This window comes from Actinoplanes sp. CA-030573 (assembly GCF_050951115.1).
Lineage (GTDB): Bacteria > Actinomycetota > Actinomycetes > Mycobacteriales > Micromonosporaceae > Actinoplanes.
This window is the reverse complement of the sequence record NZ_CP192038.1, coordinates 9,245,047-9,261,595: the sequence shown is the minus strand read 5'-3', so window position 1 is coordinate 9,261,595 and position 16,549 is coordinate 9,245,047. Positions and strand designations below refer to the sequence as shown.

The following is a 16,549-nucleotide window of genomic DNA, read 5'->3' as shown; positions in this document are numbered from 1 at the left end:
GGGCGCCCGCTACGGCCGGTTGAGCAGGCCGCGGATGCCGGCGATGTAGGTGTCCCGGTCCGGCGTGCCGGTGAGCAGGCGCTGCAGGGCGTAGCCGGGCAGGAGGCCGTAGAACGCGGCCGTCGTGGCGTCGACGTCGGTGCCGGGCGGCAGCTCGCCGCTCTCGACCGCGTGCACGATCAGCACCCGCATGCTCGATCGCAGCGACTCGTAGCGCTCCTTGACGATCACCCCGATCGTCGGGTCGAGCGTCGCCTCGCTCCAGACCTGCAGCGCGATCGGCAGGAAGCCGCCCGGTCCGAGCTGCGCCTCGACCTGCTCGAGGCACAGCGCCATCGAGTCGATCAGCGGCAGCCGGCGGGCGGCGACCTCGTCGATGTTCTGCTGGATGCCGCCGACCACGGTCGACGCGATGGCGGCGATGATCTCGTTCTTCGACCGGAAGTAGCGGTAGACCGCGCCCACCGACAGGCCGGCCTCCTGGATCAGGTCCTGCATCGAGGTGTTGTGCAGGCCCTTGCTCAGGAAGCAGACGCGGGCCGCGGCCAGGATCTGCTCCCGGCGGGCGGTCAGATGCTCCTCGGAGACGCGTGGCACGTCGCACAGTCTAAAACGAACGTTCGTTCTTGACTCGATCCGGTGTCCGGTCCCATGCTGGACGCATAAAAGAGAACGAGCATTCGTTTTAGGAGACCGAGATGCGCCGCAATCCGCTGGCCTTCGGTGTGCTCATCGCGATCGCGGTGGTCGTCGCGCAGGCCCTGCTCATCCCGCTGTTCGCCGCCCCGGCCGCGAACCTGGCGCCGCGCGACCTGCCGCTGGCGGTGGCCGGTCCGCCGCCGGTCGCGCAGAAGCTGGCCGCCGAGCACCCGGGCGCCTTCGAGATCACTTCCGTGCCCGACGCGGCGTCCGCCGACCGGAAGATCAAGGACCGCGAGGTGTACGGGGCGATCGTCGTCACCGCGGCCGGCCCGGAGGTGCACGTGGCCTCGGCCGCGAGCCCGGCCGTGGCCCAGCTGCTCACCCAGGCCGCGGCCGGCCTCGGATCCGACGTTCCCGTCCGTGACGTGGTGCCGGTCGACCCCGACGACCCGCGCGGCGCGGGCTTCGGCGCCGGGTTCCTGCCGCTGGCCATCACCAGCCTGCTCGCCGGCGTGCTGGTCTTCTTCCTGGTGCCCCGCCGTGCGGCCCGCCTGGTCACGCTGCTGACCTTCGCCGCGCTGGCCGGCCTCGTGGGCGCCGCCGTGCAGATCGGCTGGCTCGGCATCCTGCCCGGCGCCTACTGGGCCGTCGCCGGCGTCTTCGCGCTCGTGACGCTGGCGATCTCGGCGGCCGTCGCCGGCATCGCCGCGCTGATCGGGCGGGAGGGGCTCGGGCTCGGTGCCGTGGTGCTGTTCCTGATCGGCAACGCCCTCTCCGGCATCGCCTCGGCGCCCGAGCTGCTGCCGCAGCCGTGGGGCGAGGTGGGCCAGTGGCTGCCGATCGGGGCCGGCGGCACGCTGCTGCGATCGGTGGCGTACTTCGGCGGGAGTGGTGCCGGCTTCCCGGCGACGGTGCTCACCGCGTACGCCGCCGGGGGTCTGCTCTTGATCTTGATCGGTCGCAGGGGGCTGGTCCGGAAGCCGGCGAGCGCGCCGGTCGAGTCCGCGCCCGAGCTGGTCGGCGCGCACTGAGATAGTGGAGCGATGGTGCTTTCGCGGCGATGGGCGGTCTTCCTGATCCTGGTCGGGGTGTGGACCTGGCTGATCTGGCCCCGGTTCGGCCTGGCGATCTATCGGGACGACCGCTCGTTCGCCGACGGACGGCCCACGTCGTTCCTGGTGGTGCACGCCCTGCTGATCGCGGCGTCGCTGGTCATCGGCTCGGCGGTCGGCCTGCTGGGCATCCGCGGCTGGCGCGCGACCCGGCCGCGGACCGAAGATTCAGTGGGCGCAACCCCGTCCCGGCCGCAAGATTAATGGCATGTTACGTCATTGACCGGCTAATTGTCGGTCACATCGACCTAAACCGGCGTTCAAAGCGGTCTGCGATTGCGGCGAGATAACGGTGCGCCAACAGTCCGGACCAAACCTCGGCCGCCGCCCTGGCCTGCGGCTACGCTCCCCAACTTGAAGACTCACCGACGGGTGTCGGTGTGCGTTGGAAGGAGGGCGTCTTGCGCCCAGTACGTGGGAAGCGGATCCTTGCGGTTCTCGCGGCAGGTGGGCTGACGCTCGCCGCCGCCGCTTGTGGTGACGCCCCGGCAGAGACTCCCAGCGGCAGCAGCAGCAGCGCCGCCACCGCAGCCGCATACAAGGCCTGCATGGTCACCGACACCGGTGGCATCGACGACAAGTCCTTCAACGCGTCGGCCTGGGCCGGCATGCAGGCCGCCCAGGCGCAGGCCTCGAACGTGGACCCGAAGTACGTCGCCTCGACGGCGGAGGCCGACTACGAGCCCAACCTGCAGGGCTTCGTGACGCAGAAGTGCAGCTTCATCCTCTCGGTCGGCGGTCTCATGGGCGACGCCACCAAGAAGGTGTCGGACCAGAACAAGAGCGCGCAGTTCGCGATCGTGGACAGCGGCAGCACCGGGTCGAACGTGTACCCGATGCAGTTCGCCACCCACCAGGCCGCGTTCCTCGCCGGTTACCTGGCCGCGGGCTACTCCAAGTCGCAGAAGGTCGCGACCTTCGGCGGCAAGCAGATCCCGCCGGTGACGATCTTCATGGACGGCTTCGCCGACGGCGTCGCCTACTACAACCAGAAGAAGAGCAAGAACGTCCAGGTGCTCGGCTGGGACAAGGGCAAGCAGGCGGGCAGCTTCGCCGACGACTTCGCCAACCCGGCCAAGGGCAAGGCGCTGGCCAACACGTTCGTCGCGCAGGGCGCCGACGTGATCCTGCCGGTCGCCGGCGGCACCGGCCTCGGCGCGGCCGAGGTCGCGCAGGGCTCCAGCGGCAAGGTCTCGATCATCTGGGTCGACCAGGACGGCTGCAAGAGCGCGGCGCAGTACTGCAGCGTCTTCCTGACCACGGTCGTCAAGAACATCACCGACGCGGTGGAGAAGGCGGTCGTGGCCGGCGCCACCGGCCAGCCGCTCGCCGCCTCCCCGGGCTACCTGGGCACGCTGGAGAACAACGGCGTCGAGCTCGCGCCGTACAACCAGTTCGACAGCAAGATCGACTCGGGTCTCAAGTCCGAGGTCGACCAGCTGAAGAAGGACGTCATCTCGGGAACCGTGAAGGTCGAGTCGGCCAACGCCCCCAAGTGATCCAGCAGTAGTAACATTCCGGCCGCCGCCCGGCTGCGAGTCCTTCTCGCAGCTGTGCGGCGGCTCCCTGCATGCGGCCGAGGTCAGGAGATTCCGCTGAGACTCGAATTGCGCGGCATCACCAAGCGCTTCGGCGACCTGGTGGCCAACGACCACATCGACATCACGGTCGAGCCCGGCGAGGTGCACGCCCTGCTCGGCGAGAACGGCGCCGGCAAGTCGACGCTGATGAACCAGCTCTACGGCCTCCTGCAGCCGGACGAGGGCGAGATCCTGGTGGACGGCGAGGCCAAGGTCTTCCGCAGCCCGCGGGACGCCATCGCGGCCGGCATCGGCATGGTCCACCAGCACTTCATGCTGGTGCCCGTCTTCACCGTCGCGGAGAACATCGCGCTCGGCGCCGAGGACGTGCGTGGCGGTCCGCTCGGCATCCTCGACCGGCGGCGCAACCGCCGCGAGGTGCTGGAGACCTCCAGGAAGTACGGTCTGCCGGTCGACCCCGACGCGGTGGTGGAGAACCTGCCGGTCGGCGCCCAGCAGCGGGTCGAGATCGTCAAGGCCCTCACCCGCGACGTCGACCTGCTGATCCTCGACGAGCCGACCGCGGTGCTCACCCCGCAGGAGACCGACGAGCTGCTCGCGGTCATGCGCTCGCTGGCCGAGTCGGGCAAGTCGATCGTCTTCATCACCCACAAGCTGCGCGAGGTCAAGGCCGTCGCCGACCGCATCACGGTGATCCGCCGTGGCCGCACCGTCGGGACCGCCAGCCCGGACACCTCCGAGGACGAGCTGGCCGCGCTGATGGTCGGCCGCGACGTCAGCCTGGAGGTCACCAAGACCCCGGCCGAGCCCGGCCGCGAGGTGCTCAAGGTCTCCGGCCTGGTGGTCGACGACGACCGGGGCGTCCGCGCCGTCGACGGCGTCGACCTCGAGGTGCGGGCGGGCGAGGTGCTGGGCATCGCCGGCGTGCAGGGCAACGGGCAGACCGAGCTGGTCGAGGCGATCATGGGCCTGCGCCCGATCCGGGCCGGCGCGATGGAGCTCGACAACGAGAGCCTGGCCGGCATGAGCACCAAGAAGATCCTGCGCTCGGGCGTCGGCTACGTCCCCGAGGACCGCAGCCTCGACGGCGTGGTCAAGGAGTTCTCGGTCGCGGAGAACCTGGTGCTCGACATGTACGACCGGGAGCCGTTCGGCAACTCGTTCAAGCTCAACCCGAAGGCGATCGCCGAGTCGGCGCGCGAGCGGGTCGACCAGTTCGACATCCGCACGTCATCGCCCGAGCATGCGGTCAGCACGCTGTCCGGCGGCAACCAGCAGAAGGTCGTGGTGGCCCGGGAGATGTCCCGCCCGTTACGCCTGATGATCGCGAGCCAGCCGACCCGCGGCGTGGACGTCGGCTCGATCGAGTTCATCCACAACCAGATCATCCACGAGCGGGACAACGGGACCGCGGTGCTGGTGGTCTCGAGCGAGCTGGACGAGGTGGTCGGCCTGGCCGACCGGGTCGCGGTCATGTACCGCGGCCGGATCCTGGCGACGGTCTCGCCCGACATGCCCCGCGAGGAGCTCGGGCTGCTGATGGCCGGCGTCACTGAAGCAACACAGGAAGAGGCAGCGGAGTGACCACCGACGTCGAAGAGAAGCCGGCCGCCCCGGCGCCACCGGAGAAGCGCGACTCGTTCCTGAGTGTCTTCCTGCGCAACCTCTGGTCGGCCAACACGGTCACCGTCACGGTCCTGTCGATCTTCCTGGCGCTGGTCATCGGCGCGGTGCTGATGGTCGTCTCCGACTCCGAGGTGCTGTCGAAGTTCTCGTACTTCACCGCCCGGCCCGGTGACGCGCTCAACGCCAGCTGGGACCTGATCAGCCACGCCTACGCCGACCTGTGGAAGGGCGCGGTCTTCGACCCGGCCGCGTTCCAGGCCTGGTTCAACGGCACCGGCACCTGGCAGGCCGCGTTCGGCCCGATCTCCGAGACCCTCACCTACGCCACGCCGCTGGTCTTCACCGGCCTGTCGGTGGCGATCGCGTTCCGCGGCGGCCTGTTCAACATCGGCGGCCAGGGCCAGGCGATCATCGGCTGCGTGCTCGGCGCGGTGGCCGGCTTCGCGTTCAGCCTGCCGGCCGGCCTGCACCTGATCGTGGCGCTGCTGTTCGGCGCGATCGGCGGCGCCCTCTGGGGCTTCCTGCCGGGCCTGCTCAAGGCCCGCACCGGCGCCCACGAGGTGATCACCACGATCATGCTCAACTACACGGCCGCGCTGTTCCTGGGCTGGCTGATCCTGCAGAACGGCATCCGGGACCCGCAGCGCTCGGACGCGATCAGCAAGACCATCAAGAGCACGGCCGAGCTGCCGGCGCTGCCCGCGCCGCTGCGCGTCCACCTCGGCATCGTGCTCGCGGTGCTGGTCACGGCCGGCGTCGCGTGGTTGATCAACCGGTCGTCGTTCGGCTTCGAGCTGCGCGCGGTGGGTGTCAACCCGCCGGCCGCCAAGACCGCCGGCATGAGCGTCGCCAAGACGTACACGCTGCTGATGGTCGTCGCCGGTGCGCTGGCCGGCCTCGGCGGCGCGATCCAGGTGCTCGGCACCGCCGACAAGCTGACCGGGCAGGTGGCCGGCAACATCGGTTTCGACGGCCTGCTGGTCGCGCTGCTCGGCCGCAACAAGCCGTGGGGCACGCTGTTCGCCGCGATCCTCTACGGCGCGCTGCGGGCCGGCGGCAACCTCATGCAGGTCGACGTGGGCGTCTCGCTCGAGCTGGTCACCGTCCTGCAGGCCCTGATCGTCATCTTCATCGCCGCCCCCGCCCTGGTGAAGGCGATCTTCCACCTTCGCGCCGCCCGCTCCGCGCGGCTCGGCGCCTCGATGGCGAAGGGCTGGTGAGCCACGTGTCGACGGCGACTGTGGAGAACCTGACCGAGGTCAGCGCCCCCGACCCGTTCTGGAACCGGGAACGCCGGCTCGGCGCCGGCATCACCATCATCGGCCTGGTCGCGACCTTCGTCTTCGGCGCGCTGGCCGAGTCGAAGACGGCGCGCTTCACGCTCAGCACCGACGCCAGCGGCGCCGCCCTGTCGATCAATGGGCAGGTCGGCACGATCGCGTTCGGCCTGTTCACCGTGGCGATCGGCGTGATCATGCTGGTCGGCAAGGCGCGCCGCTTCCAGACCCTGCTGCTGAGCCTCGGCATCCTGGCGTTCGTGCTGTCGTTCCTGTGCTGGCAGGTGGCGGGCAAGTTCCTGCCGCTGGTCGACACCCTCGACGGCAGCCTCGAGTACGCGCTGCCGCTGATCCTGGGCGCGCTGGCGGGCGTGCTCGGCGAGCGGTCCGGCGTGGTGAACGTGGCGATCGAGGGCCAGTTCCTGATGGGCGCGTTCGGCGCCGCCCTGATCGGCACGCTCGCCACCAGCGTGTGGGCCGGCCTGATCAGCGCCATGATCGGCGGTCTCATCATCGCCGCCATGCTGGCCGTGCTGGCCATCCGCTTCCTGGTCGACCAGGTCGTGGTCGGCATCGTGCTCAACCTCTTCGCGCTCGGCATCACCGGCTTCCTCTACGAGCGCCTGATGCAGCCGAACGCGCTGAAGTACAACCAGCCGCCGAAGCTGCCGGACTGGAAGATCCCCGGCCTCGGCGACATCCCGGTGATCGGCCCGGTGCTGTTCGACACCAACCTGCTGGTCTGGCTCGCGCTGATCCTGGTCGTCGTCATCCACTTCGCGCTCAAGAGCACGCGGTGGGGCCTGCGCACCCGGGCGGTCGGCGAGCACCCCACGGCGGCCGACACGGTCGGCGTGCGGGTCCTCGGCCTGCGCTACCTCAACGTGCTCCTCGGCGGCCTGATCGCCGGGGCCGGCGGCGCGTACTTCACGATGGTTTCGACCGGCGCCTTCAACAAGAACATGACCGCGGGCGCGGGCTTCATCGCCCTGGCCGCGCTGATCTTCGGCCGGTGGACGCCGTTCGGCGCGCTCGGGGCGGCGCTGTTCTTCGGCTTCTCGCAGAAGCTCGCCTACTACCTGAGCGTGGCCGGCAGCCCGGTGCCCAACCAGTTCCTGAACATGTTGCCGTACATCGCGACGATCGTGGCGGTGGCGGGCCTGGTCGGCCGGGTGCGCGCGCCGGCCGCCGACGGTGTGCCATACGTGAAGAGCTGACGCCTTTCAATACGGCAGAATCGGCCCTATGGAGATCGACTGGGCAGGGCTCAGGGCCGCCGCCATCGAGGCCATGCGCCACGCGTACGCCCCCTACTCCGACTTCCCGGTCGGGGTGGCGGGGCTGGTGGACGACGGCCGGGTGGTGGTCGGCTGCAACGTGGAGAACGCGTCCTACGGCGTCGGGCTGTGCGCGGAGTGCGGGCTGGTCAGCTCGCTGCACGCGACCGGCGGCGGCCGGCTGGTGGCGATCTCGTGCGTGGACGCCAACGGTGAGCCGCTGATGCCGTGCGGGCGCTGCCGTCAGCTGCTCTACGAGCACGGCGGCCCGGAGTGCCTGGTCGAGGCGGTGCCGGCGCCGCTGCGGGTGCACGACCTGCTGCCGTACGCGTTCGGCCCGGCCGACCTCGACAAGGTCAACGGGCCGGCGAGCGGCCACGAGGTCCCGACCGCCCTGGCCAAGTGGCGCGGCCGGGGCACCGTCTTCGTGCACCCCGACCTCTCCGGCGGGGCTACCGTCTGGACCGGGTACTGGGAACGGTCCGGGGGCAGCCCGGCCGAGAGCGACGCCGCGAAGGGCGTGCTCGAGGAGGGGCCGAACTTCCCGACCGCGGCCGAGGCGGTGGCCTGGGGCCGGGTGCGTACGCCGCGGATCGTGGTCGTGGACGCCGAGGGCGCCCTGGCCTGGGCCGGCGAGGGCGAGGTGCCGGAGGGCATCCCGGTCCGCTGGGAGGAGGAGGCATGAGCGAGTTCGCAGCCGTCGACATCATCCGGGCCAAGCGCGACGGGCACGTGCTGTCCGACGCGCAGATCGACTGGGTGGTCGACGCGTACACCCGGGGCGTGGTCGCCGACGAGCAGATGTCGGCGCTGGCCATGGCGATCCTGCTGCGCGGCATGACGCCGGCCGAGATCGCCCGGTGGACCGCCGCGATGATCGCCAGCGGCGAGCGGCTCGATCTCTCCGCGGTCACCCGGCCCACTGCCGACAAGCACTCCACCGGCGGCGTCGGCGACAAGATCACGCTGCCGCTCACGCCGCTGGTGGCCGCCTGCGGCGCGGCCGTGCCCCAGCTCTCCGGCCGCGGCCTCGGCCACACCGGCGGCACCCTGGACAAGCTGGAGTCGATCGCGGGCTGGCAGGCCTCGATCTCGAACGAGGCGTTCAAGCGGCAGCTGGAGGACGTGGGCGCGGTCATCTGCGCGGCCGGCGAGGGCCTCGCGCCCGCCGACCGCAAGCTGTACGCCCTGCGCGACGTCACCGGCACGGTCGAGGCCATCCCGCTGATCGCCAGCTCGATCATGAGCAAGAAGATCGCCGAGGGCACCGGGGCGCTGGTGCTGGACGTCAAGGTCGGCTCCGGCGCGTTCATGAAGGACCTGGCGACCGCCCGCGAGCTGGCGAGCACCATGGTCCGGCTCGGCCAGGACAGCGGGGTCAACACCATCGCGCTGCTCACCGACATGAACACGCCGCTCGGCCTGGCCGTCGGCAACGCGGTCGAGGTGGCCGAGTCGCTCGAGGTGCTGGCCGGCGGCGGCCCGGCCGACGTGGTCGAGCTGACCCTGGCGCTGGCCCGGGAGATGCTGGCGGCGGCCGGGGTCGACGCCGACCCGGCCAAGGTGCTCGAGTCGGGCGCGGCCATGGACACCTGGCGGCGGATGATCGAGGCGCAGGGCGGTGACCCGTCGGCGGCGCTGCCGGTCGCCCGGGAGAACGAGGTGTTGCGGGCGGCTTCGGACGGGGTGGTGACGACCGTCGACGCGTACGGGATCGGATTGGCCGCCTGGCGTCTCGGCGCCGGCCGCGCCCGCAAGGAGGACCCGGTCAGCTTCGGCGCCGGAGTCCTGCTCAAGGTCAAGCCCGGTGACCGGGTGCGGGCCGGCGACGTGCTGCTCGAGCTGCGGACGGATGAACAAACGCGCATCCCCGCCGCCCGTCAGGTGGCCGCCGAGGCCGTGATCGTCTCGGAGGCCGCGCCCACCCTTACCCCGCTGGTGCTCGACCGCATAGCCTGACGCACCATGACGAAGGCCGCACCCGACCCGCGCGCGGTCCGCGATGCCAGCCTCGACGAGATCGAGCGGCTCGGGCTGCCGCTGCCGCCGCCGGGCTTCCCGCTGATCTGGGAGCCCGGCGACACCGTCGAGCTGCGGCCGACGGCCGAGATCGAGGCGCGGGCGGCGGTGCTGCACGTGGTGGTGGCGCGGTGCTTCGGCATGCCGACCGAGGTCGCCATGAGCTGGCTGCTCGGGTCGCACCTGGTCGACCTGGTCACCCCGCCCGAGTGGCAGTTCGTGATCGGGGCCAAGGGCGACCATCGCTCGTTCGTGCTGCACCACGACGCGGTCTTCGCGCTGGCCTGGCTGCTCGGCCTGAGCCGGCACCTCGACCCGACCGCGCCGCCCGAGGACCGGCTGATGTCGCAGATGCCCGACCTGCCGGCGGGGGAGTCCTTCGGCCGGTGGCGCTCGCGGTCGCTGATGTCGCCGCGCGACCCGGTCGACGCCGCCGTGCTGCTCGACCTCTACTACTGCCTCGACTGGTCGTTTCAAGAAGTGGAGCGACTCGGCGAAACGTTGCCGGGCGACATCAACGCCAACGCGATCGGGCAGCGGCGGTGGGCTCTGGAATGGGCCGTGGTCTTTCACGGTCCCTATCACGACAAGCCGCCCGAATGGGAAGAGGTTGACTTGTCAGTTTAAACCGGGTTGTAAAGCCTTATCTCTACCTCGGCGCCCGTGGTGATCGCCGCGGTGTCACCATCCTCGCGATGACGCGCGCTCGGCGTCATGCCGATCAGCGTGCGGACCTCCTCGGCGGTCAGGTCGAGCTCTCGCCGGCGGGTTTCCACATCCTCGAGCTCGAAGTACTCCCCGAGCGCCTCGCGCACGCGCTCGTCCTTCTCCGGATCAACCCCGATCAGCCGGTACGCGTCGACCAGCTCCGCGAGATGGCCGGCGGCCGGGGTGACGACCAGCAGGCGGCCGCCCGGGCGCAGGATGCGGCGGAACTCGGCGCCGTTGCGCGGTGCGAAGACGTTCAGGACCGCGTCGGCCGCCTCGTCCACGATCGGCAGCGGGCGCCACACGTCGGCCAGCACCGCCGCCGCCCGCGGATGGGCCCGGGCCGCCCGGCGCAGCGCCGGCTTGGAGACGTCCAGGCCGAGGCCGGTCGCGGCCGGCGCCCGGTCGAGCACCCGGGCCAGGTAGCGGCCGGTCCCCACGCCGGCGTCGACGACGAGACCGCCCGGGACGAAGGTGGCCAGCGCCTCGGCGATGAAGTCGTAGTGGCCCCGAGTAAGAAAGGTGTCACGGTCGGCGATCATCGCGGCGGTGTCGCCCACGTGCGGGAGCCGGCCGGCGGTCAGGTCCGCGTACCCCTGCCGGGCCAGGTCGAAGCTGTGCCCGCGGGCGCAGCGCAACACCCGATCGTCCCGGCGCAGCGCCCGTTCGCAATTGGGGCACCGCAGGTACGGCAATGCTCCGTCGATCATTCGTCACCGACCTCTAGGCTCGCCTGATGGCGGCCATCACGCATTCCGACATCGTCAAGGCGCCGAAGGCGCTGCTCCACGACCACCTCGACGGCGGCCTGCGCCCCGCGACCATCCTCGAGCTGGCCGGCGCCATCGGGCACCCGCTGCCCGTGGACGACCCCGAGGCGCTGGGCAACTGGTTCGTCGCCGCGGCCGACTCCGGCTCGCTCGAACGCTACCTGGAGACCTTCGCCCACACGGTGGCGGTCATGCAGACCGAGGAGGGCCTGCACCGGGTGGCCAAGGAGTGCGCCCTCGACCTGGCCGCCGACGGCGTCGTCTACGCCGAGGTGCGCTACGCGCCGGAGCAGCACCTGGAGCGGGGACTCTCGCTCGACGCGGTGGTCGACGCCGTGAACGCGGGCTTCGCCGACGGCGCCGCCGAGGCCGCCGCGCTCGGCCGGCCGATCCGGGTCGGGGTGCTGCTGACCGCCATGCGGCACGCGGCCCGCTCGCAGGAGATCGCCGAGCTCTCCGTGCGCTACCGGGACGCCGGCGTGGTCGGCTTCGACATCGCCGGGGCCGAGGCCGGCTTCCCGCCCACCCGGCACCTGGACGCGTTCGAGTACCTGCAGCGGGAGAACTTCCACTTCACCATCCATGCCGGCGAGGCGTTCGGCCTGCCCTCGATCTGGCAGGCGATCCAGTGGTGCGGCGCCGACCGGCTCGGCCACGGCGTACGGCTGGTCGACGACATCACCGGCGCGCCGGCCGACGGTGGCGCGGTGCTCGGTCGCCTGGCCGCTTATGTGCGGGACAAGCGCATTCCGCTGGAATTGTGCCCTTCGTCCAATGTGCAGACCGGCGCCGCGCCCTCGATCGCCGAACATCCGATCGGGTTGCTGCACGACCTGCGCTTCCGTGTCACGGTCAACACCGACAACCGGTTGATGAGCGGCACCTCGATGTCGCGGGAGATGGCCCTGCTCAGCGAGGCTTTCGGCTGGGGCTGGGCGGAGCTGCAGTGGCTCACGATCAATGCCATGAAGTCGGCCTTCATCCCGTACGACGAGCGGCTCGCCATCATCACCGAGATCATCAAGCCGGCGTACGCCAAGTTGCTCGGTTGAGTGACGTCCGGCAAATACCACCCCACCTACGGTTCGCGACGCTGCCGATTCGGTGAGTCCTCTCATCCGTTCGGTCAGAATGGTCCCTACAAACACTGCAAAAACCGGCATCTCACCTTGCTCTGCGGGCGGGACCGCGCCATCGTCTCTCCTGCCGCGATCCACTACGATCGGGCCCGGTCGACCCGCGCCACCCCCACGCCGAGTCGACCGGCGCGAGTGACTCTGAGAGACGCACACAAATACAAGCAGTCATATCGAACCGGCTATGTCCAACTCCGACGGAGCGACATCGCATCACACAACCGGTCCGTGCCCGGCTGCTCTTTCTCTTTGACACTCGTCGTGATGGAATCTCGGGGGCCCGACGCGGTAGTCGGCCGTGTGCGGCGTCCGGCGACCCGATGCCGGGCCCGAATCAGGAGGACGGTGACGTGAGCAAGCGCCCCAAGACGGCGACCGGCGTCATGTCGCGTCTCCGTCGGCCGGCCGATCGGCTGCGAGATCTGCCGATCTGGTCGAAGCTTGGCCTGATCATGCTGGTTCCCACCCTGGCGACGATCATCGTCGGCGTCAGCGGCCTGGTGGACCACATCAATACGGCCAGCAACGCGGAGCGTGCACGGAACCTTTCGGTGTTGTCGCAGGCCGCCGGTGGCCTCGTCGACCGCCTGCAGAACGAACGCGCCTACGGCGTCATGATCACGACCAACGACGCGAAGAGCCCCGTCGGTCAGGCCGCGCTCAAGGCCTACAACGGCGAGCACGCCGCGGTCGACCAGGCCAAGGTTCCCTACTCCCAGCAGAAGGCGGGCCTCGACGACGTCCCGCCCAAGGTCGCCACGCTGCTCCTGCGCCTCGACCGCAACCTCGAGGACCTGCCCTCCAAGCGCAGTCAGATCGCCAACGGCACGATCGACGCCAAGGGTGTCGAGGAGACCTACAACAAGCTGATCGCGGACCTGCTGTCGGTGCGTGACGTCTCGGCCCAGCTGGCCAGCGACACCGAGCTGAGCGACCACCTGCGTACCGTCGCCGCGGTGGCCAGCGCCAAGGAGTACATCTCCCAGCAGCGCGACGTCGGTCACGAGGTGCTCGGCCAGGGCGACTTCAACGCCGGCCTGCGCCGCAAGTTCCTGCTCACCGACACCGGCTTCGCGCTCGCCGAGACGTCCGTCCACGCCGTCGGCACCGATGCCGAGGTCGCGCTGTTCGACCGCGTGCAGAACGTTCCGGACGGTCGCGCCGCGACCAACCTGACCGGCCAGCTGAGCGCGCTGAACGGCACGAACACCAAGAACATCCCCTTCGACGCCCAGGCGTGGGAGAAGGCGATGATCGGCTACAACAACCTGTTCCGGCAGGTGGAGCAGAAGCTCGACGCCGACATCGTGGTGCAGGCGACCGACCTGCGAAACAACGTGAACCGGCGGGTCTTCATCGAGACCAGCGTGCTGCTCGCGATGCTGCTGCTCGCGATCCTGTTCGCCTGGCTCGTGGCCCGGTCGATGGCCCGCTCGCTGCGCGAGCTGCGTCAGGGCGCCCTGTCGGTGGCCCAGTTCGGCCTGCCGCACGCGGTCTCCCGGCTGCGTGATCCGGCGCTCGCCACTTCACTGACGCCGGCCCAGGTCGCCGACCAGATCGCCGAGCCGCTACCGGTGCGCAGCCGGGACGAGTTCGGCCAGGTGACCGAGGCGTTCAACGCGGTTCACCTCGAGGCCGTGCGCACCGCGGCCGAGCAGGCCGCACTGCGCGCCTCCGTCGCGACCATGTTCGTCAACCTCGCCCGCCGTTCGCAGATCCTGGTCGACCGGCTCATCGGCCACCTCGACCGGCTGGAGCGCGGCGAGGAGGACCCGGACCGCCTGGCCGAGCTGTTCCAGCTCGACCACCTGGCCACCCGGATGCGCCGTAACGACGAGAACCTCCTGGTTCTCGCGGGCGCCGACTCGACCCGCGTGCAGCGCGAGCCGGCCGCTCTGATCGACGTGCTTCGCGCGGCCCAGTCCGAGGTCGAGCACTACACCCGCATCGAGTTCGGCATGATCGACCGGGACATCGAGGTGGCGGCGCACGCCGTCAACGACATGGTCCACCTGGTCGCCGAGCTGTTCGACAACGCGACCGCCTCCTCCCCGCCCAACTCGACGGTCACCGTCGAGGCCCGGCGGCTGGGCGACGGCGCGCTGCTCTCCGTCGAGGACCGCGGCATCGGCATCAGCCGGGAGCAGCTGCGCGACCTCAACGACCGGCTCGCCAACCCGCCCATGGTGGACGTGGCCGTCTCCCGGATGATGGGCCTGGTCGTGGTCGCCCGGCTGGCGAACCGGCACGCCGTCAAGGTCGAGCTGCGGCCGGCCGACGCCGAGCGCGGCACGGTGGCCGAGGTCAGCCTGCCGGTGCAGGTGCTCATCGCGGGCGCCATGGCCGGTCGCGGCCTGCAGGCTCCCGGTGGCTACGACAACGGGCAGACGGGCGGCCGTCCGGGCATGCCCGAACCGCTGGCGCTGGAGAGCGGCCGCGGCGGCTACCCCGGTGGCCGTCCCTTCGACCCGAACCCGCCGATGCCCAACGGCGGCATGCTCGGCACCGGCGGCCGGTCGGTCCCGGCCTGGTCCGACCTCACCGGCGCGCCGGCCAACGGCAGCAACGGATTCGGGTCCAACGGCTTCGGCGGCGCGAACGGCTTCGGCGGCGCGAACGGGTCCAACGGCTCGTCGGCCAACGGCACCAACGGCAACGGCTTCTACGGCCCGCGCAGCAACGAGATGATCCCGCCGCTGCCGTCCGGCCCCGGTTCGGCCCCGTCCGGCCCGCAGGGCTTCGCCGGTCCCGACGGGCTGCCGCAGCGCCGCAACGGCGAGCAGCTTCGGCCCGAGGGCGACAGCGGCTTCGGCGCCACCATCCCGCGCCAGCTGCCGTCCAACCCGGAGAGCCAGGGCCGGGGCGGATTCGTCCCGCCGGTCTCGGCCCCGCCGGTGCCGCCGGTCTCCGCGCCGCCGGTGCCCTCCGGCCCGCCGTACGGCGCCCGCCCGACCTCGGTGCCGCCGGCCAACGAGCCGCAGGCTCCGGCCCAGCCCACCGCCGGCGCGCCGGTCGCGCCGCCGGCCTGGCCGCCGGCCCCCGAGCGGGACCCGAACGCCGCTCCGCACGTGCCGGAGAGCCTCGCGGCCGCGCTCGACATGACCGCCGAGATCCCGCGCTACCGTCCCGCCGACCAGCAGCCGCAGGTCGAGCGCCCGACGAACCCGCAGACCGCGCCGATCCCGTCGTCCGCGCCGCCGGCCCGTCCGGTGTCGGGCACCCCGGTCTCCGGGACGCCCACCTCGGGCGCCGGCCCGGCCGACGCGCAGCGGGCGGCCGCCGCGGCCAAGGCGGCGCACGAGCTGGCCGCGCAGCAGGCCGCGGAGGCGCAGGCCACCGCCGCCCAGCAGATCGCCGCGGCGCAGGCCGCGGCCCGGCAGCGCGACAGCAACCAGGGTCAGTTCGCGGACGAGACCATGGAGCTGCCGATCTTCCGGGAGCTGGAGTCGGCGTGGTTCACCACCGGCCACCCGGCCGACCGGTCGTCCAACGGCGACGAGTCGAGCCCGCAGCGCATCCCGACGGGCGAGCCGAGTCGTTCGGTCGGCGTGCCGCAGCAGGCCGGATCGCCCGAATCGCGTGACCAGGAACCGGCTCCGGTGGGCGTCGGGGCCGCGAACGGCTACGGTTCATCGAATGGCAACAGCCCGAACGGCAGCGCGGCGTCGAACCCGTGGCACACTGCTGCCGACGAAGGCTGGAGCGCGGCCCGTGCGGCTGCCGAGCAGACCATCGACACCACCACCAACGCCGGGCTGCCCAAGCGCACACCGATGGCGCAGCTGGTACCCGGTGGCGTCGATCGGGGCGGAAACTCCGTCCAGAAACGTACTCCCGAGGGTGTTCGCGGTCTGCTTTCCGCGTACCACCGAGGTGTTCAGCGCGGTCGCACCAAGGAACAATCGACCAACCCGGAGGGAACTCCGGGAGGGCAGCAGTCCTCGCAGGCTGGCAAGGAGCATGAGGCATGACATCTACGCAGGATCTCGGTTGGCTTCTGGCCAACTTCGCCGACCGCGTTCCCGGAGTCGCGCATGCGATCGCGGTCTCCGCCGACGGTCTGCTCCTGGCGGCCTCGCGGGACCTTCCGCGTGACCGTGCGGACCAGCTGGCGGCGATCGCCTCCGGCCTGGTCAGCCTCACTCAGGGCGCCGCTCGGTGCTTCGAGGGTGGTGCGGTGCTGCAGACGGTCGTCGAGATGGACAACGGGTTCCTCTTCCTGATGTCGATCTCCGACGGTTCGTCGTTCGCGGTGCTCGCGGCGCGCAGCTGCGACGTGGGCCAGGTCGGCTACGAGATGGCCCTCCTCGTCGACCGCGTCGGCGAGGCGCTGACCCCCGCACCGCGTTCCGCGGCCGGGGTGCTCGGCTGAACGGGCAGTATGCCGTCGCCGGCCCGAAGTGGGTTGGCGCGGCCGACTGTTCAAAACATTGACAACAAG

14 protein-coding genes are annotated in these 16,549 nt (G+C 71.0%); 12 read left to right on the top strand and 2 right to left on the bottom strand.

Translation table 11 applies throughout. From position 1 onward, the window contains the following. Nucleotides 1–9: 9 nt before the first annotated feature. Nucleotides 10–597 (bottom strand): TetR/AcrR family transcriptional regulator, encoded by a 588-nt coding sequence (locus tag ACQP2F_RS42835; protein ID WP_433298212.1) that lies wholly within the window; start codon nucleotides 595–597, stop codon nucleotides 10–12. 101 nt (nucleotides 598–698) lie between these two features. On the opposite strand from ACQP2F_RS42835, the gene ACQP2F_RS42830 reads away from it, so the two are divergent. The 9 genes from ACQP2F_RS42830 to ACQP2F_RS42790 all read left to right on the top strand — a co-directional run bounded on the left by ACQP2F_RS42830 (nucleotide 699) and on the right by ACQP2F_RS42790 (nucleotide 10,121). Then, nucleotides 699–1,673 (top strand): hypothetical protein, encoded by a 975-nt coding sequence (locus tag ACQP2F_RS42830; RefSeq protein ID WP_433298210.1) that lies wholly within the window; start codon nucleotides 699–701, stop codon nucleotides 1,671–1,673. A gap of 12 nt (nucleotides 1,674–1,685) precedes the next feature. Further along, nucleotides 1,686–1,958 carry an SCO4848 family membrane protein gene (locus ACQP2F_RS42825; RefSeq protein ID WP_433298208.1) on the top strand — a complete coding sequence of 91 codons (273 nt, stop codon included), beginning with the start codon at nucleotides 1,686–1,688 and terminating at the stop codon, nucleotides 1,956–1,958. Between the two features lie 197 nt (nucleotides 1,959–2,155). Continuing rightward, nucleotides 2,156–3,253, top strand: coding sequence for a BMP family lipoprotein (locus ACQP2F_RS42820; RefSeq protein WP_433298206.1), 1,098 nt, complete (start codon nucleotides 2,156–2,158; stop codon nucleotides 3,251–3,253). Nucleotides 3,254–3,361: 108 nt separating this feature from the next. After that, nucleotides 3,362–4,879 carry an ABC transporter ATP-binding protein gene (locus tag ACQP2F_RS42815; RefSeq protein ID WP_433298204.1) on the top strand — a complete coding sequence of 506 codons (1,518 nt, stop codon included), beginning with the start codon at nucleotides 3,362–3,364 and terminating at the stop codon, nucleotides 4,877–4,879. Then, nucleotides 4,876–6,141 (top strand): ABC transporter permease, encoded by a 1,266-nt coding sequence (locus ACQP2F_RS42810; protein ID WP_433298202.1) that lies wholly within the window; start codon nucleotides 4,876–4,878, stop codon nucleotides 6,139–6,141. The genes ACQP2F_RS42815 and ACQP2F_RS42810 overlap by 4 nt, the downstream gene beginning before the upstream one ends. 5 nt (nucleotides 6,142–6,146) lie before the next feature. Then, entirely contained in the window at nucleotides 6,147–7,415 is a 1,269-nt protein-coding gene (locus ACQP2F_RS42805; RefSeq protein ID WP_433298200.1) for an ABC transporter permease, read from the top strand. 28 nt (nucleotides 7,416–7,443) lie between these two features. Further along, a complete protein-coding gene (locus ACQP2F_RS42800) occupies nucleotides 7,444–8,160 on the top strand; it encodes a cytidine deaminase (protein WP_433298198.1) in 717 nt (238 codons plus the stop codon). Continuing rightward, nucleotides 8,157–9,434 (top strand): thymidine phosphorylase, encoded by a 1,278-nt coding sequence (locus tag ACQP2F_RS42795; RefSeq protein WP_433298196.1) that lies wholly within the window; start codon nucleotides 8,157–8,159, stop codon nucleotides 9,432–9,434. The genes ACQP2F_RS42800 and ACQP2F_RS42795 overlap by 4 nt, the downstream gene beginning before the upstream one ends. 6 nt (nucleotides 9,435–9,440) lie before the next feature. Continuing rightward, nucleotides 9,441–10,121, top strand: coding sequence for a DUF4272 domain-containing protein (locus ACQP2F_RS42790; protein WP_433298194.1), 681 nt, complete (start codon nucleotides 9,441–9,443; stop codon nucleotides 10,119–10,121). Here the strand turns inward: ACQP2F_RS42790 and ACQP2F_RS42785 are convergent. Further along, nucleotides 10,118–10,912 carry a putative RNA methyltransferase gene (locus ACQP2F_RS42785; protein WP_433298192.1) on the bottom strand — a complete coding sequence of 265 codons (795 nt, stop codon included), beginning with the start codon at nucleotides 10,910–10,912 and terminating at the stop codon, nucleotides 10,118–10,120. The two genes, ACQP2F_RS42790 and ACQP2F_RS42785, sit on opposite strands and share 4 nt — an antisense overlap. A 26-nt stretch (nucleotides 10,913–10,938) precedes the next feature. On the opposite strand from ACQP2F_RS42785, the gene ACQP2F_RS42780 reads away from it, so the two are divergent. The 3 genes from ACQP2F_RS42780 (at nucleotide 10,939) to ACQP2F_RS42770 (ending at nucleotide 16,480) form a co-directional block, all read left to right on the top strand. Next, nucleotides 10,939–12,024, top strand: coding sequence for an adenosine deaminase (locus ACQP2F_RS42780; protein ID WP_433298190.1), 1,086 nt, complete (start codon nucleotides 10,939–10,941; stop codon nucleotides 12,022–12,024). 434 nt (nucleotides 12,025–12,458) lie between these two features. Then, the gene (locus ACQP2F_RS42775; protein WP_433298188.1) at nucleotides 12,459–16,079 is read left to right on the top strand and encodes a sensor histidine kinase; all 3,621 of its coding nucleotides are present in this window, start codon (nucleotides 12,459–12,461) and stop codon (nucleotides 16,077–16,079) included. Beyond that, nucleotides 16,076–16,480: a roadblock/LC7 domain-containing protein gene (locus ACQP2F_RS42770; RefSeq protein WP_014447580.1), complete on the top strand. Its 405-nt coding sequence runs from the start codon at nucleotides 16,076–16,078 to the stop codon at nucleotides 16,478–16,480. The genes ACQP2F_RS42775 and ACQP2F_RS42770 overlap by 4 nt, the downstream gene beginning before the upstream one ends. The last annotated feature ends 69 nt before the right edge of the window (nucleotides 16,481–16,549 follow it).